Genomic DNA, 23,290 nt, shown 5'->3' on the forward strand with positions numbered 1-23,290 from the left:
CGGAAAGAGAGAAATGCACACGATGCCGCGTTTCGCGAAGTTCGCCGCGCTCGCCCTGAGCCTTGCTCCTCTGGCGCTCACCAATCCGGCGCTGGCCGATGAGGTTGACCAGAACCGCCTGCCGCCCTCGCAGGATCCGGCGCGCGTGGCCAATGGTCTGGCCCAGACGCCGCCGATGGGCTGGAACAGCTGGAACAAGTTCGCCTGCAATATCTCGGAAAAGACGATCCGCGACACGGCGGATGCGATCGTTTCGACCGGGATGAAGGACGCGGGCTACACCTATCTGGTGATCGACGATTGCTGGCATGGCGAGCGTGATGCCAAGGGCTTCATCACCGCCAATGCCAAGGCCTTCCCTTCGGGGATCAAGGCCACGGCGGATTACGTGCATTCCAAGGGCCTGAAGTTCGGCATCTATTCGGATGCCGGCACCAAGACCTGCGGCGGCCGCCCGGGCAGTCAGGGCCACGAATATCAGGACGCGATCACTTACGCGTCGTGGGGCGTCGATTACCTGAAGTACGACTGGTGCAGCACCGGCAGCCGCAATGCCGAGGAAGCCTATGCGCTGATGTCCGACGCGCTGCGCTCCACCGGGCGGGACGTGCTGCTCTCGCTCTGCGAATGGGGCACCAACAAGCCGTGGCTCTGGGCCTCGAAGATCGGCAACATCTGGCGCACCACGGGCGACATTACCGACAAGTGGTCCGGCAAGCACGGCTATGCGTTGGGCATGCTCAGTATCGTCGACCTGAACGAGCCGCTCTGGCCTTATGCCGCGCCGGGACACTGGAACGATCCGGACATGCTGGAAGTCGGTAACGGCGGCATGACCACGGCAGAGTATCGCAGCCACTTCTCGCTCTGGTCGATGATGGCCTCTCCCCTGATCGCCGGCAACGACGTGGCGAACATGAGCGCGGACACCAAGGCGATCCTGCTGAACAAGGATGTGATCGCGGTCGATCAGGACAAGCTGGGCCGCCAGGGTCGCCGCATCGCCAAGGATGGGGACGGTGAAGTCTGGGTTCGCACGCTGGCCGACGGCAAGCGCGCCGCGCTGCTGTTCAACCGGGGTGAGACACCGGTGAAACTGACGGTGAACTGGACGCAGCTGGACTATCCGGCCGCTCAGTCGCTGAAACTGCGCGACCTCTGGGCCCACCGCGATCTGGGCGCGATGAAGGGCAGCTATTCGGCCACGGTCGCGCCGCACGACGTGGTAATGGTGACGCTGGCGCCCTGATATCGCGAAATGAGTTGCCGGGATGCGCCAAAGGTTAGCCCCAGGTGCATCCCCGTCGACTGCAGCACTCCCACCTCATTGTGAATACCCGTTGTGAATACCCGGGGTGCCTGTTTCAATCACACCCTTCCTGCAAAGACCGATAACAAAGCTGCAACAAGACAGCAAAATAACGGCGATCCCGCAGATCGCCGAACAAGGTCTTTTCGGCGCATGAAGTCGCCGATCCAATGGGAGGTTGTGATGAGGAAAGCCCACCGGGCTGCCGCACTACTGTGCGGCGCCAGTCTGTTGCATGCCGTTCCGGCGCTGGCGCAAGATGCACCGTCGGGTCCTGCAGAAAATACTTCCTCCAGCGAACCCGCCGCCGTCCCGGCACAGGACATCATCGTCACTGGTTCCCGTGCGATCCGCAATGGCGATTCCATGCCGTCGCCGGTCACCGTGGTGCAACCCTCGAACCTTCTGGCAGTCCAGCCCGGCACGCTGGCCGACGCCCTCAATGCATTGCCGGTGTTCGCCGGCGCGCGCGGCCGCACCAGCAATCCCACCTCGACCGGTAGCGGCGGTGCCGGCAACGGTTCGGCCAACCAGCTCAACTTGCGCAACCTTGGCCCCACCCGCACTCTGGTGCTGATGGACGGCCTCCGCGTTCCGCCGACGTTGCTGAACGGCGTGGTCGATGTCGACATCATCCCGCAGATGCTGGTTCAGCGTGTCGACACCGTGACCGGCGGCGTCTCCGCCGTCTACGGCTCGGACGCGGTCAGCGGTGTCGTCAACTACGTAATCGACAAGGGTTTCAACGGCCTGAAGGTGCAAGCCAGCAGCGGCATTTCACAGCGGGGCGACGCCTCGCAATATGACATCGGCGTGGCCGGTGGCACCAGCCTGTTCGGCGGGCGCGGCCATATCGAGGCGAGCTACGAGTATCGGAAGGAGGGCGGCGTCAAGTATCGCTCCTCGCGCGATTATCTCGACAGTATCGGCGTGACCGGCACCGGCACTGCCACCAATCCTTACGTGCTCCAGCACGACGTTCGCCAGGCCAACACCCCATTCGGCGGGCTGATCACCAGCGGCCCGCTGGCCGGGCAGATCTTTGGCGAGAATGGCGTTCTGCGGCCCTTCGTCCACGGCGCGACGACGGGCACCAGCGGCCTGGAGATCGGCGGCGACGGCGGCTATTACGACAGTTCGCTGGTCTCTCCGCTGGAATTCAACCAGCTCTTCGGCCGCTTCGACTTCGACGTCAGCGACACGGTCCATTTCCACGCGCAAGTTGCCGGCGACATCAAGAGCAACCAGAACTGGGCCGATCCGCTCCGCCTCTCGGGCGTGACGATGAGTTCGACCAATGCCTTCCTGCCGCAGGCCTATCAGGACGCGATGGCGGGTGTCAGCTCCTTCAAGTTCGGCGAGATGGTCAATGAATCCGGCCGCCTCAACTCGGTTTCGCACACCGATCAATGGACCGCGAATGCCGGGTTCGATGGCAAGCTGGGAACCTTCGACTGGAAGCTCGACTATGTCTGGGGCGTCACCACGCTCAAGACCACGCTGAACAACAACGTCAACAACCAGAACCTAGCCGCGGCGCTCGACGCGGTCACCGATCCGGCGACGGGCAACGTGGTCTGCCGCGTCACCCTCACGAATCCGGGTCAGATGCCGGGCTGCGTGCCGCTCAACGTCTTCGGTCCCACCGCCGCCAGCCAGGCCGCGATGGCCTATGTGATGCCCAGCACCCATTATCGGGCGCAGACGCGGATGAACAACGTCTCCGGCAGCATCGCGGGATCGCCGCTCAGCACCTGGGCCGGCCCGATCAACGCCGCGCTCTCGGCCGAATGGCGCAAGGTCAGCTTCGATGCGGACAGCGATACCGATCCCAACGAATATGCGGACTGCACGGGCCTGCGTTACAATTGCACCGCCACGACCAAGCTCTGGCTCAACAGCTTTGCGGCATCGCCCAAAGTCAGCCAGACCGTCTACGAGGCGGCGATCGAAGTCGATGTTCCGCTGCTGAAGGACGTGCCGTTCATCCAGGCGCTCAACGTCAACGGCGCCGCGCGCTACACGCACTACAACACTTCAGGCACGTACTGGACCTGGAAGGCCGGGCTGGACTGGCACGTGACCGATACGCTGCGGATCCGCGGCACCCGGTCGCGCGATATCCGGGCGCCCACGCTGTATGAACTCTTTGCCCCGGCCAACTCGGTGCCGGTCAATCCGGTGGACCTGCTCACCAACACCAGCCCCAGCGTGCAGCAGACCGATCTTTCGAACCCGAACCTCAAGGCGGAAATCGCCAATACGCTGACGGGGGGCGTTGTCTGGACGCCCACGTCGCATGCCAGCATCGCGGTGGACGCCTATCACATCACCATCGACGATGCGGTGACGCAGATCGCCGGTTCGACGACCGCCTACCAGAAGGCCTGCTACGACAGCGGGGGAACCTCGTTCTACTGCTCTTTGCAGGATCGTCCGAACGGCTACACGGACACCAGCGCCGCGAATGCCGTGACGCACTGGTACACCCTCTACATGAACCTCGCCCAAGTGGAGACCTGGGGCATCGATGTGGAGGGCAACTACCGCACCAGCCTGTTCGGTCGCCCTGCATCGTTGCGCGTGCTCACGTCGTGGCAGCCGCATGTCTATTACCGTCAGGAGGGCACGGCCACGCTGGACCAGGGCAATGTCGCTTTCGGCCCGCTGGGGCTGTCGGCCGGCCCGGCCTGGCGGATCAGTGCCTTCGCACAGTTCAAGCCGGCAGAGCACCTGACCGTAGACTTGCTGGAACGCTGGCGCGGCGCGATGAAGCTGGGCGGCGATCCGACGCAGTACTGGGCGAGCAACCACGTCGATTCATTCGCCACCACCAACCTCACGCTGACTTTCGACGCCGACGCAGGCTTCGGCAAGGCGGAGTTCTACGTCAACGTCACCAACCTGTTCGACACCAAGCCGCCAGCGGCCGCCTATTCGGGCAACGGTACCCGCGCCGGCCTGCGCGATGGGTTCGCGCTGAGCGACGATCCGGTGGGGCGCGCCTTCCTGGCGGGCGTGCGTCTGAAGCTCTGATCGCGCGTCGCACGATCTTTCTCCCACCTTGCCCGGCTCGATCCCCATCGAGCCGGGCTTTTCTCGAATTGATGCGGTGGCCATATTGACGAGGAGCCGGTCCCCGTGCCAATGCCTCGCCTCCGGCCAAGCCGGCGCGCGGGTGTAGCTCAATGGTAGAGCAGCAGCTTCCCAAGCTGAATACGAGGGTTCGATTCCCTTCACCCGCTCCAATTCTCAATCCCATGACATCCCTCTTAGCTTTGCAAACCGTGGAATTCTGCGGTATTTTTCGCCTTGTCCGGCTTGTAAGGTTCCTCGCCATATCAAGGCATCTCCCGTCCATGGGGGCCTTTTCGCAAGAACTATGAGCCGATTTTTGCTCGAGGCCCCCAAGCGGGGTCCCCGGCTGGGAAAGGCCACCATTATGCCCTTGACGGATGTCGCCATTCGCAATGCGAAATCTAAAGAAAAATCTTATAAAATCAGTGACATGTTGGGGTTGTTCCTTCTTATCTCGCCCTCGGGCTCCAAGCTCTGGAGGATGAAATATCGGTTCAAGGGTGTTGAGAAGAAGCTGAGCCTTGGCGCCTATCCGCAATTGAGCTTGAGAGACGCCCGCAAGCGACGTGACGAAGCTCGTGATCTGCTAGCGAAGGGGAAGGATCCTGCCCTTGAAAAGCAGCGTGAGAAGCTCCGGTCGGCCGCTTTAGCGGGGAACACCTTCACTAGCATTGCTAACGAATATTGTAATAAGCGGCGCCGGGATGGTGACAGGGCCTGGGCGCCTTCAACGGCCGCGCGCTGCGAATATCTTCTCAGTCTGTTGGACAACTCGATAGGTAGTATGCCGATCCATGAGATCGAGCCCATCGAAGTCCTTGCCGCTATCCGGAAGATTGAAAAACGAGGCAAGCTGGAAAGCGCACGACGCACCCTGCAACTTGCAGGTGCCGTCTTCCGCTACGCTATAGCAACTGCCCGCTTAAGGTCTGACCCGACGCGAGACCTGCGGGGGGCGCTGACGACGCCTTCCGTCACACACTACGGCGCGGTTACAGATTCCAGCAAGGTCGGTGCGCTGCTCCGAGCGATAAATGCCTATGAAGGTCAAGGCATGACGAAATGGGCGCTACAACTCGCGCCACATGTCTTTGTACGGCCTGGAGAATTGCGTCATGCCCGATGGGACGAAATTGACCTCGATGCCGCGCTCTGGACGATTCCGGCTGAGAAAATGAAGATGCGTAAGCCGCATCATGTGCCGCTCTCCCGGCAGTCGATAGCGGTACTGGAGGAAATTCGATCGATTACAGGGCCCTATGGTTATGTTTTTCCGTCAATGCGATCCAGAACGCGGCCAATGTCAGAAAACACCCTAAACGCCGCCCTGCGCCGCTTGGGCTATGCTACCAATGAAATGACTGGTCACGGCTTTCGGGCGATGGCGAGCACGTTGCTTAATGAATCTGGCAAATGGTCTTCCGATGCCATCGAACGAGCCTTGGCACATGGTGATGGGAATAAGGTGAGGGCAGCCTATCACCGCGGCGCGCATTGGAAGGAACGCGTTGCAATGGCGCAGTGGTGGTCGAACTTCCTGGATAACTTGCGCGAAGGCGCAAACGCTCCGCCATTACCGAAATCAGAGCCGCAGAAGGGCGATGTCCGCGAAATGGCGCAATTTCGAGTGGTCTATAACTATCACGTGCCGAAACTGGGCTTTTGACCCTAGCATAATCCGCCCCGTGCCAGGGCACGGCCGCGCTCTATTTCGCTGACGCTTAACCGAGCCTCCTGCGGCGTCTCGTCGGCACAGCCGTAACGATCGCTGGCGGGGCGGGACGCTCATCGCGTCCCGTCAGCGGTCGCCGCGCCTTTGGCGCGTCGGCGTGTGCCTCGGCTCCTGGGTGACGGGGGGCGTCACGGCCCCTTAGCCCCGCCATGGCGAGCCGCAACCTGGGCGGGGCCCAGGTCCTCCATTTCATTTCGGCCCTACGGGTGCACCCCGCCATTTCAGGCGAGGCTTTTGGTCCGCTCCTGCCGCCCCCCGCCACCCCGGCGCCGGTCAATGGCGGTTGAGGAAAGGAACAGGAGAAATGGAAAGGACCAATCGCCAGAGCCTCTATGGAGAGGTCACTTCCCGCATCATTGCCGAGCTGGAGGAGGGCAGGCTCCCATGGGTGCAGCCCTGGGACAGTGCGCGGTGTCCCTGCCTGATGCCGCACAATGCCGTTTCCGGGAGGGGGTACTCGGGGATCAATGTGCTGATCCTGTGGTGCGAGGCAGTGGAGCGCCATTTCGCATCGCAGCGCTGGCTGACCTACAGGCAGGCCTTGGCCGCAGGTGGGCATGTCCGGCGCGGCGAGAAGGGTACGGTCATCTGCTATGCAGATCGCTTCACGCCGAGGAACGAGGCGGAGCAGGCGCGGTGCGAGGATCGTGAGGCGCGGACGATTGCCTTTCTGAAGCGCTTTGTCGTGTTCAACATCGATCAGATCGAGGGGCTGCCGGAGCGGTATGCCGAGGAACCTTCGGTGCCCGACCCGGTCATGGCGATTGCCGAGGTGGATCGGATCATCACGGCAACTGGCGCCGACTTCCGGATCGGCGGGGATGAGGCATTCTATGCCCCCAAGCAGGACTATGTGCAGGTTCCTCCGCAGGCGGCTTTCCATGAGCCGGTGAACTGGTTTCGGACGGCACTTCATGAGCTGGGCCACTGGGTCGGCGGCAAGGGGCGACTGGACCGCGACCAGACCGGCAAGTACGGTTCGGCATCGTATGCCAAGGAAGAGCTTGTCGCCGAGATGACCTCGGCCTTTGCCTGCGCGTCGCTCGGTATCCAGCCAACGGTGCGGCACAGCGATTACATCGGATCGTGGCTTGAAGTCCTCCGCGCCGATGAGAAGGCGATCTTTCGGGCAGCCAGTGCAGCCAGCAAGGGCGCCGATTTCCTCCTCGCATTCGGGGAGGACGCGGCATGATCTGGCACATCTATCTGCTGGAACAGCGCATCCGCGAAGCCTTCCTGCGCGATGCCTTTCCCGAGTACGAACAGCCCGAACTGCGCCGGCTGGCGCGGGCGGTACGTTCGCTTCCCTGGCTCCCGCGCGCCGTGTTCCATCTGATCCGGTTCGAGGGGAAGAGTTATGAAGAGATCGCCGAGCAACTCGGCATCAGCGTTCGCCGGGTGGAGATCGAATTTGGCCGTGCCATCGGCTTGATCGTGCGGTCGCGCAATCGGCAGGAGCGCAAGGGCTGGTAAGGGATCGGGACGGGCCCGCTACGGCGGGCGCGTCCCGGCCTTGTCTTCCGACGTGACGCCCGTTCAGGCCTGCGGCGGGCAATCTTCGACCAGATACGAGACGGGATTGTCCATCCATTGCGTGACAGCGCTTTCGCGCCACCCGCAGCAGCGTTCGGCTATCCGGACCTGCTTCGGGAAGGTTCCGGTCTGGATCTTGCGGTAGAGGGTCGCACGGGACAGGCCCGTGCGTTCGAGCACGGTATTGAGGCGCAGAAAACGATCGAGAGGCTTCATTTCCATGTGGCGTTGTCCTTTCATTTTCATGAGGTGGACTGGCCGGCCATGAGCAAGATTGGGCTCAAGCGAGCCCGGCGCAAGGGCATCAAACAGCGCTAAACGGCCAAAAACGCGCGAGATTCCTCTCGGTGCACCGTAACGGACATTGGCGGCTGTCTACGGACACCAAAAAAAATTGGCCGCCGAGAGGTTGTGACCGGCGGTTCGATCTCAGGCCGTATCATCGCAGGCATCGCGCACGCGGCGTCGCCTTCATCGGCGCACGAATCGCACGATGTGTGGGCGGCCCCTCAACGTTCGGCGGGCCCGCAGCACGGTTGCTGCGGGCGTCAGATCAGGATCGCATGGCGCGCTGCCGGGGCCGGGCATGGCCGGTCACATGGCGGACGTGTTCGACCAGCGCGGAAACCAGCGTGCGAACCTCGTCGGGCGTGAAGCCGCCATCGTCGAGCAGATTGCCGTCGCCAGGGCGGTTGCGGTTCCACTTCCAATAGGGCGAGAGCACCTGCAGCAGCCGCGCCGTCTCGGGGCAATCGTAACCGAAGCCGGTGACGTTGGCGTAGGCAAGCGATCTGTCGACGTGGAGGCTGATGTGGCGTGCGCACCAGCTATCCGGAAAGCCCACATCGAGCAGGTGCGAGGACAGCGCCAGCTGCACCACGATCCCCGACGTGTAGAGGAAATAGTGCCAGTGGAACGGCGCGTCAGGGGCGAGCCCGCCCATGAAGCCTTCCGCCCGTTTGACCCGCTCGCGGCTGAGGCTGCGCCCCTGCTGGGTGCGCAGCAATCGCACCGGCTCGGCGCCGTAGATTTTCCAGAGCGCAGCGAGCGCGGAATTGTCGTTGGGCAAGGAGTTGAGCGCCGCAGTGACAGCGGCGATTTGATCGGGTGAAGCAACAGGAACTTGCACGTCCATTGGCACCTCCGGGTCCGCATCAAGGCGGGTTGGCGGAAGGCTCGAGACAACTTGCGGACCAGTCCCGAACTCCCGCACGCTAACGCGCGGGAGCCGCCGGAGCTGGTAACATGCGAAAGCACATGCGCCGCCGTCTTTCACCCGAAGGTTTGGACATGCACGACGGCACCCCGGAAAACTGAGTTTTCCGAGTTCATTTGCCTTCGCGGGATTACCAGTCCCGGCGCTGCCCTTTGCGCAGCGCCTTGGCAGGATAACAGACGGGAATCCTTAGGCCAAGGTCTGACTGGATCGGTAGGTGAGGGGGTACAGAGAGGTCGGCGCAGCAAAGCGCAAGGGTATTGGCGTATCCGTTATGTAGGCTTGTCCCCGACGGTTGATACTTGCCGGGCTCATCGTTTCCCGCTCAGAGACGAAGACTTGGACGGCCAAGACCTCGGCAGCCAATTCTTGACGCGAATTCAACGCGCGGTCATTGGGATCGTGACTGGGCAATGATGTTTCGGGGGTGATGATGAAGCTTGCACTTACGGCCACCGCTCTGGTCTTGGCGGCTCTTTCCGCATCGCTCGCCATGGCCCAGACCGCGACTTGCTACCGCCTCGGTAACGTGACGAGTTGTGGCCTCCGTGATGGCGTGTCCGGCGACAATCCGGCGCAGCAGCGGTACTCGTCCTTCAACGAAGTCGAGCGTCTTCGCGACAAGAACGAGGAACGCGACGAAGCGCGCAAGGAGCAAGGCCTTCGCGAAGAAGTCGGCGCGCTCGTGGCCGATGGAAAGTGCGAAGACGCCAAGAAGGCAGCGCTTAGGGCCGGCGATTTCGAACTGGCCGATCGAGCCGCAGCGGCCTGTCAGCCAGCACGCCGATAGAGAGGCTGGCCCCGAAGCCGAAGCAGACGCATGACCGGGCGCCTGTTTGCTTCCCCGGCTGCGAGACTGGGCCTCTATTTGTCCAGAGGATCGTTAAAGGCCCGTACCCCGCGTCTTCGCCATAGCGTTAGCGCCTTTTCGCGATCTTCGCCGCGCAACTTGGCCGCCGCTTCGACGAGCAGACCGAGGATCACCGCGCGGTCATCCCCGGCCAGCTCGACCAGCTCGGCTTTGACGATCAGCCCGCCCAGTTCGATAAGCTGGCGGGTGCGTTCGCGCCGCTTCACTTGCCACGCGCGGGCGTCATGCCGCGCCCGGCTTGCCAAGTGGCAATTGTGCGCTGCCTGGTTCCGCCGCAGCGCTGCCCAAGTTGCTGCGAGGTTCGCTGCCAGTTCCTGCGCGAGAGCCTTTGTCTTCCCCTGAAAAGAACGCGGCGCCGCTCTTGCGCCATGCCTCCTTTCTGGCCGCGTCGGTGGTGGTGGCAGCATCGAGCAGCGCGCCGGCCAGGACCTCGGCTGAAAGAGTGTCGGCGCCGGTCGCATTCACCAGTTCTCCGAGCTGGCTGGTCTTGCGGGTTTTGAGTTGCCGCGCCTTGTCGGTGAGTGCCTTGAGTTCGGCGTCATAGTCACGGGGCTTACGCATTGTCCGTCCTTTCGTTGATGGAGGCGGACAGTTCAGCTATCGGGAGTCTCAGCGCCGTACAAGTGCGTGAAATCTTCTGGGATTTCGCGTTCCCGAGTGCGATGAAATCGTTCGAGGGCGCGCTTATACGTCGTGCCGACGTGCTGCTTGAAGTGTAAATGGATCGCCGTCATGGCGATTTACCATTTCTCGGCCAAAGTCATTTCGCGCGCCGCCGGCTCCTCGGCGGTGGCCGCCGCCGCCTATCGCTCCGCCTCGCGGCTGCACGATAAGCGGCTCGGGCGCGATCATGACTTTTCCAACAAGGCGGGCGTCGTGCACTCGGAGATCCTGCTTCCCGAGAACGCTCCCGAACAGTGGCGCGACCGCGAGCGGCTGTGGAACGACGTCGAGGCAGCCGAGAAGCGCAAGGACGCCCAGCTGTGCCGCGAAGTCGAGTTTGCCATTCCCCGCGAGCTCGATCAGGCCGAAGGCATTCGCCTCGCCCGCGACTTCGTTACCCAAGAGTTCGTGGCACGCGGCATGGTCGCCGATCTCAATGTGCACTGGGATATGGGAGAAGACGGACAGCCCAAGCCCCATGCTCATGTGATGCTCGGCATGCGGGAAGTGACCGAAGAAGGTTTCGGTCCCAAGGTGCGCGATTGGAACCGTACCGAACTCCTCACCCATTGGCGCGAAGCCTGGGCCGATCACGTCAACCAGCGGCTTGCCGAACTCGATATCGATGCGCGGATCGATCATCGCTCGCTGGAAGCCCAGGGCATCGAGCTGGAACCGCAGCACAAGATCGGTCCCGCTGCCTCGCGCATGGCCGGGCAGGGGCTCGAAAGCGAGCGGCTCGAAGAGCATCACGCGATTGCCCGGGCCAATGGCGAGAAGATCCTCGCCAATCCATCGATCGCGCTCGATGCCATAACCCACCAACAGGCGACCTTCACCAACCGTGACTTGGCCAGGTTCGTCCACCGGCACAGCGACGGCAAGGAGCAGTTCGATCAGGTGCTGGGCGCCGTGCGCGCCTCGCCGGAGCTGGTCGCGCTCGGCAAGGACGGACGCGGCGAGGATCGCTTCACCTCGCGCGCGATGATCGAGACCGAGAAGCGGCTCGAGAAGGCCACCATCAAACTCGATGCCGAACGCAGTCATGGCGTCAGCCGCGCGGTGCAAGAAAAGGCATTGGCGCGCGCCGAGGCGAGGGGGTTGGTCCTCTCGGCCGAGCAGCGCGGCGCCCTCGAGCATGTGACCAATAGCCGGGGCCTCTCTTCGGTGATCGGCTATGCCGGCACCGGTAAGAGCGCGATGCTGGGGGGTGCCCACGATGCCTGGCGCTCGGCGGGCTACGAGGTACGCGGTGCAGCGCTCTCCGGTATCGCGGCTGAGAACCTCGAAAGTGGCTCGGGGATTGCGAGCCGCACGATCGCCAGCATGGAGCGCCAGTGGGCGCAGGACCGCGAACTGCTGACCGATCGGTCGGTGCTGGTCATCGACGAGGCCGGGATGGTTGGAACCCGGCAGATGGAGCGGGTGATCTCCGAGGCCGAGAAGCGCGGGGCCAAGGTTGTGCTGGTCGGCGATCCCGAGCAGCTTCAGGCCATCGAAGCGGGGGCCGCGTTCCGCAGCATTGCCGAGCGTCATGGCAGCGTCGAGATCATGCAGGTGCGGCGCCAGAGCGAGGAGTGGCAGCGCGAGGCCACGCGCGATCTCGCAACCGGTCGGACCGGCGAGGCGGTGCTGGCCTATGAGGGGGCCGGGCATGTTCATGTTGCCGCGACACGCGAGGGTGCGCGCGAAGCGCTGGTCGGTCAGTGGGATCGCGATCGCCAGCTCAATCCCGGCGCAAGCCGGATCATCCTCACGCACACCAATGACGAAGTGGGCGAGCTGAATCAGGCAGCGCGTGGAAAGATGCGGGAAGCCGGCGAACTGGGCGAAGACGTTGCGCTCAAGGTCGAGCGCGGCGAGCGGGCCTTTGCCGTCGGCGACCGCGTCATGTTCTTCCGCAACGAGCGCAGCATGGGGGTGAAGAACGGATCGCTGGGCACGCTGCGCAGCGTCTCGCCCTTCAGCATGGCGGTCATGCTCGACGACGGCCGATCGGTCGCCTTCGATCTCAAGGACTATGCCGATGTGGATCACGGCTATGCCGCGACGATCCACAAGGCGCAGGGCATGACGGTGGATCGGGTGCAGGTGCTCGCCACCCCGGGGCTCGATCGGCATGGGGCCTATGTGGCGCTGTCACGCCATCGGACCCAGGTCGATCTTCACTATGGCAAGGATGACTTTGCCGATCGCTCGAAGCTGGTGCGCGCGCTCAGCCGCGATCGCTCGAAGGACATGGCGTCGGACTATGGCCCCGCTCGCGAGATGAAGCGCGAGCCGCAAGCCGAAGTCGTCATCAAGCGTGATCCGTTTGCCGGGCTCAGGCTCAAGGCGCCTTCGGCCGAGCCAGTGCGCGCCAATCCGCTGGAGGCGGCGGTCGAGCGCTATGGGCGAGCGATGCAGGATATCACGAAGATGCACCGGCAAGGGCTCAACCCCATCACTCACCAGCTTCAGGCCCTGGAGCGCGCCGCCGCTGAACTCGATGGGCAGCGGGAATATGGTGCGCGTGATCTCCACGCGGCGATGACCAAGGATCTTTCGCTGGTCGACGAGAGCGCCAAGGGACGCACCGCGCGGACCATGCAGGCGATGATGATAGAGGGGCAGCTACGTGTCGAAGGCATGGAGCGCGCCGACAGCTTTGTCGCCGAGTGGCAGGCCAAGACGCGGCAGTTCCAGCGCCTACGCAAGCTCGGCGACGAAGTCGGGGCAGAGCGCGTAGCGGAGCGAATCGATTACCTCGCCAAGAGTTTTCAGCACGATCCTCAACTGGATTCATTGATCCGCCAGCAGCGGGAAAGACACATGGCATTCTCTGGGAATGATTCGCTGTCTCACGAGATCCGGACCTGGCTGGATCGCTCGCGCGATCGTGGAATCGAGATAGGCTGGTAGGATGCATGACATCCACACCCCCGAAGAGCTTGATCCCGCCACCGCGTTCCAGGCTATGGAACGGCGCTTGGCGGGATTGACTGCTGCCGTCGACGGCCTCGCCGTCAAACTACAGGAGATGCATGGACGCGATTACAGTCCGGAGCTGGCGAAGATCGAGGGTCAGTTCCAGAAGGTGCGCGGCGCGGTGAAGAATTTCATCGAGCTGCCGGCCATGGTGCTGACACCGGAGACGATCGCTGAGCAGATCGAGGCGGCGGCCAGGGATGGGCGTCAGGCCGATCATCAGGCTTGGGAACGGGCGAGGAAGGATCTCCAGGCCGCTGCTGCTTCCATTGGTACCGTTGTCGCTTCGGCACGCAAGGAGCAGGAGCAGACCAAGTGGATGATCCTTGTAGCAGGCGTGACGCTAGTTGTTGGCCTCTTCCTTGGCGGCTTCGGTTGGGGTTCAATTCGCTCGATGGAACCAGCAAACTGGCATTGCAAGGATGGGCTGATGCGATCTGTCAGCCGCCACCCGACTCGTTCCATTCAGCGACATAGCGTGTGATCGGCCGCTTCGTGCGAATATATGCCAGTCAGTTGCGTGGACGGACTTGCACTCGAACGATTTGTCCCGTGACGCCGCCTGACTCATCGGAAGCTCGGATGTTCAAGCTAATTTTCTGCGCTGGGCAATTATCCGGAATGGTCAGTTCGCCACTAAATCGACCGTTATCCACGCTGGAATTTGGCACATCGATCTGGCCGATTTCGTGATCGTTATTGAGGCAGACAATACGCCAGTAGGGACTGGTGCCCCGGGTTTGCTCGATCTGTGTGCTTCTGCCTTCGAGAACGTAATCTCCGGGCGTCAGCAATTGAAGCTGCCGAAGAACCTCTCCACCCACGTTAGAAGGAGCAGAAAAGCTGAATTCGGCCCCATTTCCGGTCGGCTGAATCGATGCGACCATGCCTTCGGCAGTGCTCTGGGTCTTCCAGTCGAGCTCGGAGGGTTCCGGTATCAGAGCCGAGAAATCAGCATCTCGCGAACGCTGCCGTTTTACTTCTGGCCGACCCATTGCATAGTAACGCCAAGCTTCATCATACGCGCCATTGGCAATCAGTTTATCCAACAAGGCAACGGAAGCATCATTAGGAACCTTGACCCCAATGTCCCGGAGTGCGACAAAAAATCGCTCAACGGCCACCGGTTCATCACTGTTACTAGCTATGAACGAGATAAAATGTGGCCCCCATGCCCGCCGCTGGCGCAGGATATTCACTAGGCCGTTGGCTACTATGGGATCCCCGATTGCATTAGCCAGGACTGGGAACATAACGTCGGGGGCCGAAGGCTGGGTTCGCAGCGCAATATCGTAATGGCGCAATGCTTGACTGATGTCGCCGCGCTGCACCGCATCTTCGATCATCCATAATTGCGTGGTTAAATCTCGACGCGAAAGTGATTCTGAATAACGGAACCAGCCCCGGGCAACGTTAACATTCTCGTTTATCTGCGCGTCCATCCCCAGCGTTGTCACTGCGGAAACAACAGTTCCATCTCGGCGCAACGCATTTCGTGCGAGCACAGCAGCGCTCGCTAGTCGTTGATGTCCCGCAGAAATCGAGCCTTTTCCGGAGAGCAATTGAGCCCCTTCCGTCATTTCCTCGCGAGCCAAGGCGCCGGCAACACGCGCATTCCAAGGTGCGATACGATGGGCAAGGGGCAGACCGCTTTTCGGTAATGCCGTGGCAACCGAATCCGCCACGGCAAGATATCCGCACATCCCTACAGTGATAGCGAGCATCGCACGCACACCCCACTCAGTAAGCGATCGGTGCGAAACTTTGGCTCCCTTCAGTGTCATTGTTCGTATTGCGCGCGCTTCGCATCCGCTCGCGAATCGCGCCCGTAACCGTAACCGTAACCGTAACCGTAACCGTCACGCTTAACTTGGAACTTCGTTAATACCGCACCGAAGATACGAGCATTCGTGGTTGCGAGGCGGGCCAGGGCCCCCTGAACCTGGCTTGATCTGACGCCGTGAGATTCGATGGCATAGACAAGCCCCTCTACATGACTTGCGATCAAGGGTGCATCCGCAAGGCCCATAACCGGGGGCGCATCAATGATAACGTGATCATAGCTTTCCAACAAACGGGAGATCAATAGCGGCAAGCGTCTTCCGGTCAGCAGTTCCGCAGCGTTCGGTGGCAACGGCCCAGACGACATGGCCGTTAGACCAAAATCGGGCATTTCAAAGGTCAGGCTCGAAATATCATCTTCGCCGGAGAGATAGTTGCTGAGTCCGCGTTCGTGGCCCACGCCACCGAGGAGGTGGACAGACGGAGACCGCATATCCCCGTCAATCAAGATGACCTTACGCTGCGCTCGGGCCAGCATTGTCGCCAATGCCAAGGAGGTGGTTGACTTCCCTTCCGCCGGTTGGGTCGATGTGATCGACAACGAGCGAGGCACGCCATGTTCGGTGGCGAATGCCAGACTTGTTTGAACGGCCATATAAGCCTCGACCAGCTCTGATTTACGGTCAAGTAGCTCCTTCTCTGGCCGATCGGTTGCGACCTTCGGTACCGTCCCGAGAAGCGGAAGGCCAAGACGCGATGTGACCTCTTCAGGATCATCAATCGCCTCGGTCAATTGTTCCCGAACAAACGCGAGGCCGGCGCCAACAAGGAATCCAACTACGAACGCGACACCAAGGTTGAGCAGCATCCGGGGGCCCGAGGGGCGCATCGGGATTTCAGCACTATCGACGACGGCCACATTGTTGACACCTACACCTCCGGCGACGCCAATCTCCTTGTAACGCTGGAGCAGCGCATCATAGAGCGAGCGATTTGTATCAACTTCTTGTTGGTATATATTATACTGAATGCTGCGGTTTTGCAGATTCAGATAGTCATTCTTGCGGTGTTCAACTTCTTTCGAGAGCGACGATTCACGAGCCTGCGCTTGTCGATATTCGACTTGGATAGAGTTACGAACCCGCGCTTCTTCGCTAGCAATACTGCGATCGAGCTCGGCGATTTGCGATTTGATCGCGCGGGCAGGCGCATAGCTAGGTTCGAACTGCGTCATGAGTTGTTCATGCTGCGCGGCCAGTTCGGCGCGACGGGTCCGAAGTGTATTTATCGTCGGATTTTGCAACGCTTGGCTAGTCGAGCTAGATGAGGTGAGTACGCCATAGCGCGTTTCCGCCTGGACGCGATCAGCGGTCGCACTGGCGAGTGCGCCGTTCAAGGTCGCTAATTCATCCGCGACAATCGACCTCTGGGAGTTCCCGCCTTCGGATGGAAGATTGATGATACGCTGTTCCGACGCGTAAGCTACAAGCTGGCGCTGTGATTCATCGAGACGTTCCTTCGCTTGGCCGATTTGCTGGCGCAGCATATTCCGGCCGTAGGAAGTCGCCTGAACCTTCCGCTCCAAATTCATCTGAATGTAGTTATCAACCCAAGCATTAGCAATTTTTGCTGAAAAACTTGCACTCGGGCTGGTGAACTGAACGTCGGCGAGGCGAGACAATCGGGTTGGTGCCACGTTGAGATGGTCGCGAAGGATATCTCCTGCAACTCGTTCACGCAGTTTTCGACCGGAGGTTGTGTAGTGCCCTTGGACCTGCTCGAACGCAGCGTTTCCTGTGTCTACACCAAACATCTTGAAAAAATCGGGGCTATCTACAAGTTGAAGCTGTACAGCAACGCGCTCAGACAGCGAACGAGATTGCAGAAGACCATATTGGGTCTGATAAAATTCCTGGTCGGCTGCGCTTGTTTCTCGCTCAGCCCCTTGAAAATTGGTTAGGCGATCTGTTTCCCGCGAAATTTCGATTGTTGCGGTCGCTGTATATTGCGGAGTCATCAGCAAAGTGACGATCAAGCCAAGAACAAGGCTAACAAGCACCGAGCCAAGAATGATAAATCTTTGACGCCATGCCATACGAAGATACTGACGCACAATGGGCATCGCATCCTTACTGGAGTGGGTCGAATTGTTCTGCTTATCGTCTGCCGCGATACTTTCCACGTACAGGTTAGAAGATGGGAAGTTCATTGATCAACCAGCCTTAACGCAGAATAGTGACTAGCGGTGCAACGATTAGCGGTGCACTGGCAATAATGTCTCGGAACAGGCGACGCTGCGGCGAATCTCCGACCACCACAATATCGTTCGCGTAAACCGCCGGATCGCCGTAGACTCCGCGACGGATGGCGCCGATATTATATAAGCCTGCCATTCGTTGACCGTTAACCGTACGCAGAATTACAACATCATCCTGTCGAGCGAACTCAGTGAGACCCCGCGCCGAAGCGATCACGTGCATAAGCGTCATCTGATTGGTTACCGGATAAAGTCCGGGTTGCTGCACCTGGCCGTCCACAGTAACGACCTGGCTGACCGAGGTCTTAATATTGACGACCACTTCAGGCTGGCGGACATAGTTGTCGCGCAACGCAACCTCGATGACTTTAGCCAATTCTTCCGAGGTTTTTCCCCGTGCGTCGATCGTTCCGACCAGAGGCAATGCAATTCGCCCACTCGAATCGACCTGAACTTCTCGGCTGAAATCGGGTATATTCACCACCTCGACCTGAATGACATCGAGGGGGCCAATCAGCGCCGGACGGTCAGGAGCAAGCAGATCAGCGCGAGCGGGCGCTGGAAGTGTCGTGGTGTCGCTGAGTACCGTAAGGTTTGCAGTTGACTGCAAGGGTTCCCGTTGGGCACACCCACCAGATACAGCCGCAAGGAAAAGAGCGGCAGAAAGCCTACGCATTAGAAGGGCTGATCCTACTTTTGACTGAAATGTCGCGGGGCTATAGAAGCTATTCACGGTAGGGTAAAGCGGCCTGTGCCTTTCGTTCCTCTAGCCCATGCAAGCCATAGCGCAGCGATCGAACTGATCGTCATGATGATTGGAGTGCGGGCTGGGTAATCGACGATGCTGGCCAGAAACACCAACCCTAGAATGATGGACCCGGTACGGGCAAGTTTGGAAGATGGCGATGGTTCAAGTCGCCAAGCACGAATGCTTGCCCAGGCCCACCATCCGAGCGCCGTGATCAGGAGCAGCAATCCGATAACACCTCCATCATGCACGATTTCGATGAAATCGTTATGAGCATGATTGAAATAGGTGGGTTTGAGCAGGTGATCAGGCTCATTCAATCGAAACAGGGGTTCGAAGCTGCCAAATCCGTTTCCATAGGGAAAGCCGGTTCGTACCATGCTGAGAACGGTCGCGAATCCTCGAACCCTCATGTCATCTGCTGCATTCAGCGACATTGCGCGATTGATCGATTGCACTCGATCCGCGTAAATACTGATGGTGATTAACAGCGCGCCAAATGCGACGCCGGCTCCGCAGATTAACAACCTCATTCTTTGAGGAACGCGTCGAAGAATGCGGTTAAACGATGACCATTCAATAGCGAGCCCGGCCGCAACTCCAAGCGCGCCCAGCACTATGCCTGCGCGCGAACCGGTCGCCAAAATCAGAAGGAAAAACAATATACAAAGCACAATAGCAACCGGCAATCGCCACAATGATTGTTCGCCATGTCGGAAGGCCCAGAGAGGTGTCAGCACTCCTCCAATCGCCAGCAGTAATGCAAAATGATTGCGATTTGCAAACGGACCGCTGACAGCTCCGCGAACATCATTGATCAGCGGATTGTCAATGCCTGCCCCTGAAAGTTGGAGCAATCCGACCAAGGTTGAGCACACGATGAATGCAAGTATTAGAGTGGCCACGCAATTCCGTTCGGACGCTGGCAGGGTGGCATTCAGCACCAAGGCTGCCAGTGGCACAAGCAGCGATGCCGCAGCGTTGATAGCTGCGTCCGGAACAATGGCAAGCGGTCGCCAAGGCTGGGGTCCGTGCACAGCCTGAAGCAGTATCTTGTGCGATGGTAGCATTTCCCAAAGCGATGGCGGCATTGGAACAAGTTGAAGTAAGGGTAAACCAAGGGAAAGGAGTGCGAACAAATATACCGCTCTCGATCCAACAGCGAATTCTCGCCTATCAGCCATCAAGATACAGAATGTCATCAAGGCTGCAGCGCTACCCCGGATCACCGCCTGGCCGTACACGTCAGCACGGGAGGCGCCGCCCGCCACTAGCAGCATGGCCATAAACAACGTCAATAACGAAAAAGCGGGGCTCGGCAGCACACGGCGAGCCGGACGAGGAGAAACGGGCATTTGTGCCCTATATTCGATTTTGGCTGAAGGGCAAATCGAGCTTTGCTGGCGCCTTGCCAAAACCCTAGTAGCTATTTACGAATTCACACTTTCGCACTATGGCCTGCCACTCGGAACTCTCGTGGTGACGGTCATGTCGAGATATTGAATAATGTGTAAAAAGAAGAATTTTTAATGGCTGAGATCCGGAATAAAAATTCGGCGACATTTAAAACATGGTGTCATGTTGTTACAATAATGTCGGTGATTATTAGTGCGGCGCTTTTTGTCATTATTGCACCGAGTCATATCGAAGTTGATACCAATATTGTGATGTATTCCGTATTGGCATGCGTGGTTGCGTCATCATTGAGCGTGGCTGCGGTGAACAATGTTCGAAAATACCCCGGTGTTGAAGAACGGTCATATATTCTTCCGGCCTTTTCTTTATCATACGGCGTGGTGACTTTTTTTCTTATTTTTAGCAGAATTCCCTATAGCCGATTTGTGTTAATATCGTCATTCTTGGTTAGCATAATTCTGTTCGGGGTTATGTATTCTGCATTTCGTAAGCGATCTCGATTGTCGATCGGTGTCGTCCCTGAGGGTGGGTATGCGCGGCTAACGCAAATACCTGGCATCGACTGGAGGCCGCTTGATCCATCAGTCGCTGACGCGACACCGCTCGACGCCGTCAGTGCGGACCTTTGGGCGGACTTGTCAGACGCTTGGGAGCGCCGGCTGGCATCCTACGCGCTGCAGGGAACGCCGGTTTATCACTCGAAACATCTGCTGGAATCGTTAACCGGCCGCGTTGAAATCGAACACTTGTCGGAAAACACCTTTGGCACGCTAAGTCCGCTAAACACCTTTATGGCAGTGAAGCGGATCATGGACCTGCTTGCAGCAATCCTAGCGATCGTCGTGCTTTTCCCCTTTTTGTTGGTAGTCGGACTTCTGATTCGATTGGATTCGAAAGGCCCCGCGCTCTTCCTGCAAACGCGAGTGGGCTATCGCGGGAGACCTTTCCGTGTTTTCAAGTTTCGGACAATGGCGTCGGAGCCATCGGGCTGCATGGCGGGCGGTGCGCAGGTTGCCCTTGATCATGGCGCAATCCGCGATGCTGCCATTACCAAGGATGGGGACAAGCGGATCACGCGACTTGGTCAATTTCTTAGGCGCAGTCGGATAGATGAGCTTCCTCAGATTTTGAACGTGCTGCGGGGAGAAATGAGTTGGATCGGCCCCCGCCCCGAGGCGCACGTTCTTTCTCAATGGTATGAACAGGAAATCCCGTTCTATCGATATCGCCATATCGTTCGTCCTGGCATCACTGGCTGGGCGCAGGTCAATCAGGGTCATGTGGCAGATGTTGATCAGGTCCAAGAAAAATTGCATTTTGATTTCTATTACATCAAGAACTTTTCTCTGTGGATTGATATTGTTATCATTGCGCGCACCATTATTACCATCCTGACGGGATTTGGTTCAAAGTAAATAAGCCATTTCCATTGGAAATTAATTGCGCCTGCCGCAGTTGATAACGAAAGGTTTTAAATTTTGTTGTTAGAGAAGCTTAAGGCTCGTGACGCAGTAATTGGCATTCTAGGGCTTGGTTATGTTGGGCAGCCTTTAGCGCTGCGCTACGCAAAGCTCGGTTACAAGGTTGTCGGCTTCGATGTGGACGCCGAAAAAGTTGACGGGCTGAATGCAGGGCATTCGCAAATCGAGCATATCAGCGATGACGAGGTCATGGATGCCGTAGCAGGAGGGATGGTCTGCACAACCGACTTCCGGCGTGCGTGCGAAGTGGATGCTCTTATCCTTTGTGTGCCGACGCCACTTAACAAGTACCGGGAGCCTGATCTTGGGTTCGTTACTCGCACGATCGAGGCAGTGTTGCCCTACCTTCGCGCAGAGCAAGTCGTATCGCTGGAAAGCACCACCTATCCCGGCACAACCGAAGAGGAGCTGCTTCCGCGAATCGAGTCTACTGGGCTGATCGTCGGCAAAGATGTCTTCTTGGTGTATTCCCCCGAGCGTGAAGATCCTGGTAATGAGAAGTACAGCACGCATTCGATTCCGAAGGTCGTGGGGGGGCATACCTCAGCGTGTCTTGATGTAGGTAAAGCTCTATACGACCAAGTGATCGATAGGGTTGTTCCTGTAACCTCGACCCGAGTAGCAGAGATGACGAAACTGCTCGAGAATATTCATCGTGCAGTGAATATTGGCTTGGTTAACGAGATGAAGATTGTAGCTGATCGGATGGGTATCGATATTTTTGAGGTCATCGATGCAGCTGCAACCAAGCCTTTTGGTTTTACTCCTTATTACCCTGGGCCAGGCCTTGGGGGGCACTGCATCCCAATTGATCCGTTCTATCTTACTTGGAAGGCTCGCGAATATGGCTTGCACACGCGCTTTATCGAGCTTTCGGGTGAAATAAACCGCAGCATGCCTGAATTTGTGATGGCTAAGCTTGTGACTGGGCTGAACATGCGACGGAAGGCGCTTAATGGTAGCCGAATCCTAGTGCTGGGTATCGCATATAAGAAGAATGTCGACGATATGCGCGAGAGCCCTTCCGTCGAAGTGATGGAGCATATTCGCGCGAGCGGGGCTCAACTCGCTTATTCGGATCCGCATGTTCCGGTCTTCCCAAAGATGCGTGAGCATAAGTTCGATCTAAAAAGTGAAACGCTCTCGCCAGAAGTTATCTCTTCGTATGACGCTGTAGTCATAACCACCGATCATTCGAAATTTGATTACGAGATGATTAGGGAAAATGCCCAGCTTATAATTGATAGTCGCGGTATTTATCGCGAACAACACGACAACGTTATAAAGGCCTGAGAAGTGAAGCGATTTGTACTTTTGGGCGCAGGGGGCTACATAGCACCGCGCCATATGAAGGCGATTGCCGCCGTGGGTGGAAATCTAGTCGCAGCCATGGACGTCAACGATTCCGTCGGAATTCTCGACAGTCATTTTCCGTCGGCGCAATTCTTCACCCAGTTCGAACAGCTTGAAGCCTTTGTCGATGATGAGCGCCGTGCAAAAAGCCCGGTAGATTACGTCGCTATTGCATCGCCCAATTTCCTTCACGACGCACATATGCGTTTCGCGATGCGGGCGGGTGCCGATGCGATCTGTGAAAAGCCCATGGTGCTTCATCCTGAAGACATCAGTCGTCTGCGGGCTCTCGAAGACGAGACTGGGCGTAAGATCAACACGGTCCTTCAGTTACGCCTGCATCCTGCAATTATCGCATTGCGCGACAAAGTTATGGCGCAGCCCGAAGGAAAGAAGGTGGACGTTGACCTGACGTACATCACGTCGCGTGGAAATTGGTATCTTAAGAGCTGGAAGGGTTCGGATAGTAAATCCGGTGGTATCGCCACGAATATTGGCGTGCATTTTTTTGATATGCTGCATTTTGTCTATGGCGATCTACAGGAAAACATCGTTCATTTGAATACCCCGACGAAGGCAGCTGGATACCTGGAATATGCCCGGGCGCGAGTGCGCTGGTTCCTTTCAATTGACCCCAACGATGTGCCTGAGGCGGAGCGCGCTAAGGGTAAGCGTACCTTCCGCGCGATCCTTGCAGACGGCGAGGATATCGAGTTTTCCGATGGCTTCACGGAACTTCATAACCGGATTTATGAGGAAGTGCTGGCGGGTCGAGGTTTCGGAATCGAGGAGAATCGTGTGGCCATCGAAACCGTTTCGCAAATCCGCAACGGCCCGGTGGTCACGACGGGCGAGAAGCATCCATTTCTACGCTGATAGGATCG

At 58.9% G+C, this 23,290-nt stretch carries 19 protein-coding genes and 1 tRNA gene; 12 read left to right on the top strand and 8 right to left on the bottom strand.

Annotated elements, in window-relative coordinates; all coding sequences use genetic code 11:
* The first annotated feature begins 13 nt into the window (after positions 1–13).
* From WBP07_RS17220 to WBP07_RS17245, 6 genes are all read left to right on the top strand, one after another.
* Entirely contained in the window at positions 14–1,249 is a 1,236-nt protein-coding gene (locus tag WBP07_RS17220) for a glycoside hydrolase family 27 protein (protein ID WP_395392848.1), read from the top strand.
* Positions 1,250–1,492: 243 nt separating this feature from the next.
* Positions 1,493–4,345 (top strand): TonB-dependent receptor plug domain-containing protein, encoded by a 2,853-nt coding sequence (locus tag WBP07_RS17225; protein WP_395392850.1) that lies wholly within the window; start codon positions 1,493–1,495, stop codon positions 4,343–4,345.
* A 138-nt stretch (positions 4,346–4,483) separates the two neighbouring features.
* Positions 4,484–4,557: transfer RNA gene (locus WBP07_RS17230), tRNA-Gly, on the top strand.
* 194 nt (positions 4,558–4,751) lie between these two features.
* Entirely contained in the window at positions 4,752–6,053 is a 1,302-nt protein-coding gene (locus WBP07_RS17235; protein WP_395392852.1) for a tyrosine-type recombinase/integrase, read from the top strand.
* 370 nt (positions 6,054–6,423) lie between these two features.
* Positions 6,424–7,311 (top strand): ArdC family protein, encoded by an 888-nt coding sequence (locus tag WBP07_RS17240; protein WP_395392854.1) that lies wholly within the window; start codon positions 6,424–6,426, stop codon positions 7,309–7,311.
* Positions 7,308–7,592, top strand: coding sequence for a sigma factor-like helix-turn-helix DNA-binding protein (locus WBP07_RS17245; protein ID WP_395392856.1), 285 nt, complete (start codon positions 7,308–7,310; stop codon positions 7,590–7,592). The genes WBP07_RS17240 and WBP07_RS17245 overlap by 4 nt, the downstream gene beginning before the upstream one ends.
* A 63-nt stretch (positions 7,593–7,655) precedes the next feature.
* Here the strand turns inward: WBP07_RS17245 and WBP07_RS17250 are convergent, their stop codons facing one another.
* Positions 7,656–7,874 carry a helix-turn-helix transcriptional regulator gene (locus WBP07_RS17250; protein ID WP_395392858.1) on the bottom strand — a complete coding sequence of 73 codons (219 nt, stop codon included), beginning with the start codon at positions 7,872–7,874 and terminating at the stop codon, positions 7,656–7,658.
* A 331-nt stretch (positions 7,875–8,205) separates the two neighbouring features.
* Positions 8,206–8,787 (bottom strand): hypothetical protein, encoded by a 582-nt coding sequence (locus WBP07_RS17255; RefSeq protein WP_395392860.1) that lies wholly within the window; start codon positions 8,785–8,787, stop codon positions 8,206–8,208.
* A gap of 511 nt (positions 8,788–9,298) precedes the next feature.
* On the opposite strand from WBP07_RS17255, the gene WBP07_RS17260 reads away from it, so the two are divergent.
* Positions 9,299–9,658 carry a hypothetical protein gene (locus WBP07_RS17260; protein WP_395392862.1) on the top strand — a complete coding sequence of 120 codons (360 nt, stop codon included), beginning with the start codon at positions 9,299–9,301 and terminating at the stop codon, positions 9,656–9,658.
* Between the two features lie 74 nt (positions 9,659–9,732).
* Here WBP07_RS17260 and WBP07_RS17265 read toward each other — a convergent pair whose 3' ends face one another.
* Both WBP07_RS17265 and WBP07_RS17270 read right to left on the bottom strand, forming a co-directional pair.
* On the bottom strand, positions 9,733–9,945 hold the full coding sequence (locus WBP07_RS17265; protein WP_395392864.1) for a conjugal transfer protein TraD: 213 nt from the start codon (positions 9,943–9,945) through the stop codon (positions 9,733–9,735).
* A gap of 16 nt (positions 9,946–9,961) precedes the next feature.
* Positions 9,962–10,300 carry a conjugal transfer protein TraD gene (locus WBP07_RS17270; RefSeq protein WP_395392865.1) on the bottom strand — a complete coding sequence of 113 codons (339 nt, stop codon included), beginning with the start codon at positions 10,298–10,300 and terminating at the stop codon, positions 9,962–9,964.
* Positions 10,301–10,471: 171 nt separating this feature from the next.
* On the opposite strand from WBP07_RS17270, the gene traA reads away from it, so the two are divergent.
* Both traA and WBP07_RS17280 read left to right on the top strand, forming a co-directional pair.
* Positions 10,472–13,303, top strand: a complete 2,832-nt coding sequence (gene traA / locus WBP07_RS17275) for a Ti-type conjugative transfer relaxase TraA (protein ID WP_395395826.1) — start codon at positions 10,472–10,474, stop codon at positions 13,301–13,303.
* 1 nt (position 13,304) lies between these two features.
* Positions 13,305–13,853 carry a DUF6118 family protein gene (locus tag WBP07_RS17280; protein WP_395392867.1) on the top strand — a complete coding sequence of 183 codons (549 nt, stop codon included), beginning with the start codon at positions 13,305–13,307 and terminating at the stop codon, positions 13,851–13,853.
* A 28-nt stretch (positions 13,854–13,881) separates the two neighbouring features.
* Here WBP07_RS17280 and WBP07_RS17285 read toward each other — a convergent pair whose 3' ends face one another.
* The 4 genes from WBP07_RS17285 to WBP07_RS17300 all read right to left on the bottom strand — a co-directional run bounded on the left by WBP07_RS17285 (position 13,882) and on the right by WBP07_RS17300 (position 19,511).
* On the bottom strand, positions 13,882–15,153 hold the full coding sequence (locus tag WBP07_RS17285; RefSeq protein WP_395392869.1) for a hypothetical protein: 1,272 nt from the start codon (positions 15,151–15,153) through the stop codon (positions 13,882–13,884).
* Positions 15,150–17,360: a GumC family protein gene (locus WBP07_RS17290; RefSeq protein WP_395392870.1), complete on the bottom strand. Its 2,211-nt coding sequence runs from the start codon at positions 17,358–17,360 to the stop codon at positions 15,150–15,152. Before WBP07_RS17290 ends, WBP07_RS17285 begins: the two co-directional genes overlap by 4 nt.
* 13 nt (positions 17,361–17,373) lie before the next feature.
* Complete coding sequence (locus WBP07_RS17295; RefSeq protein ID WP_395392871.1) at positions 17,374–18,018, bottom strand: polysaccharide biosynthesis/export family protein; 645 nt, start codon at positions 18,016–18,018, stop codon at positions 17,374–17,376.
* A gap of 119 nt (positions 18,019–18,137) precedes the next feature.
* Complete coding sequence (locus WBP07_RS17300; protein ID WP_395392872.1) at positions 18,138–19,511, bottom strand: O-antigen ligase family protein; 1,374 nt, start codon at positions 19,509–19,511, stop codon at positions 18,138–18,140.
* 174 nt (positions 19,512–19,685) lie between these two features.
* Between WBP07_RS17300 and WBP07_RS17305 the strand changes: the two genes are divergently transcribed.
* The 3 genes from WBP07_RS17305 (at position 19,686) to WBP07_RS17315 (ending at position 23,282) form a co-directional block, all read left to right on the top strand.
* Complete coding sequence (locus tag WBP07_RS17305) at positions 19,686–20,987, top strand: sugar transferase (protein WP_395392874.1); 1,302 nt, start codon at positions 19,686–19,688, stop codon at positions 20,985–20,987.
* A 66-nt stretch (positions 20,988–21,053) separates the two neighbouring features.
* On the top strand, positions 21,054–22,346 hold the full coding sequence (locus WBP07_RS17310; RefSeq protein ID WP_395392875.1) for a nucleotide sugar dehydrogenase: 1,293 nt from the start codon (positions 21,054–21,056) through the stop codon (positions 22,344–22,346).
* A gap of 3 nt (positions 22,347–22,349) precedes the next feature.
* Complete coding sequence (locus WBP07_RS17315) at positions 22,350–23,282, top strand: Gfo/Idh/MocA family protein (protein WP_395392876.1); 933 nt, start codon at positions 22,350–22,352, stop codon at positions 23,280–23,282.
* Positions 23,283–23,290 lie beyond the last annotated feature (8 nt).

Origin of the sequence: Novosphingobium oxfordense, assembly GCF_044029435.1 — a bacterium.
Taxonomy (GTDB): Bacteria; Pseudomonadota; Alphaproteobacteria; order Sphingomonadales; family Sphingomonadaceae; genus Novosphingobium.

Bases quoted from the DNA above. Each gene is read 5' to 3' on its own strand.
- WBP07_RS17220 (WP_395392848.1), top strand. From the start codon at position 14: ATGCACACGATGCCGCGTTTCGCGAAGTTCGCCGCGCTCGCCCTGAGC.
- WBP07_RS17225 (WP_395392850.1), top strand. From the start codon at position 1,493: ATGAGGAAAGCCCACCGGGCTGCCGCACTACTGTGCGGCGCCAGTCTG.
- WBP07_RS17235 (WP_395392852.1), top strand. From the start codon at position 4,752: ATGCCCTTGACGGATGTCGCCATTCGCAATGCGAAATCTAAAGAAAAA.
- WBP07_RS17240 (WP_395392854.1), top strand. From the start codon at position 6,424: ATGGAAAGGACCAATCGCCAGAGCCTCTATGGAGAGGTCACTTCCCGC.
- WBP07_RS17245 (WP_395392856.1), top strand. From the start codon at position 7,308: ATGATCTGGCACATCTATCTGCTGGAACAGCGCATCCGCGAAGCCTTC.
- WBP07_RS17250 (WP_395392858.1), bottom strand. From the start codon at position 7,874: ATGGAAATGAAGCCTCTCGATCGTTTTCTGCGCCTCAATACCGTGCTC.
- WBP07_RS17255 (WP_395392860.1), bottom strand. From the start codon at position 8,787: ATGGACGTGCAAGTTCCTGTTGCTTCACCCGATCAAATCGCCGCTGTC.
- WBP07_RS17260 (WP_395392862.1), top strand. From the start codon at position 9,299: ATGATGAAGCTTGCACTTACGGCCACCGCTCTGGTCTTGGCGGCTCTT.
- WBP07_RS17270 (WP_395392865.1), bottom strand. From the start codon at position 10,300: ATGCGTAAGCCCCGTGACTATGACGCCGAACTCAAGGCACTCACCGAC.
- traA (WP_395395826.1), top strand. From the start codon at position 10,472: ATGGCGATTTACCATTTCTCGGCCAAAGTCATTTCGCGCGCCGCCGGC.
- WBP07_RS17280 (WP_395392867.1), top strand. From the start codon at position 13,305: ATGCATGACATCCACACCCCCGAAGAGCTTGATCCCGCCACCGCGTTC.
- WBP07_RS17285 (WP_395392869.1), bottom strand. From the start codon at position 15,153: ATGACACTGAAGGGAGCCAAAGTTTCGCACCGATCGCTTACTGAGTGG.
- WBP07_RS17290 (WP_395392870.1), bottom strand. From the start codon at position 17,360: ATGAACTTCCCATCTTCTAACCTGTACGTGGAAAGTATCGCGGCAGAC.
- WBP07_RS17300 (WP_395392872.1), bottom strand. From the start codon at position 19,511: ATGCCCGTTTCTCCTCGTCCGGCTCGCCGTGTGCTGCCGAGCCCCGCT.
- WBP07_RS17305 (WP_395392874.1), top strand. From the start codon at position 19,686: ATGGCTGAGATCCGGAATAAAAATTCGGCGACATTTAAAACATGGTGT.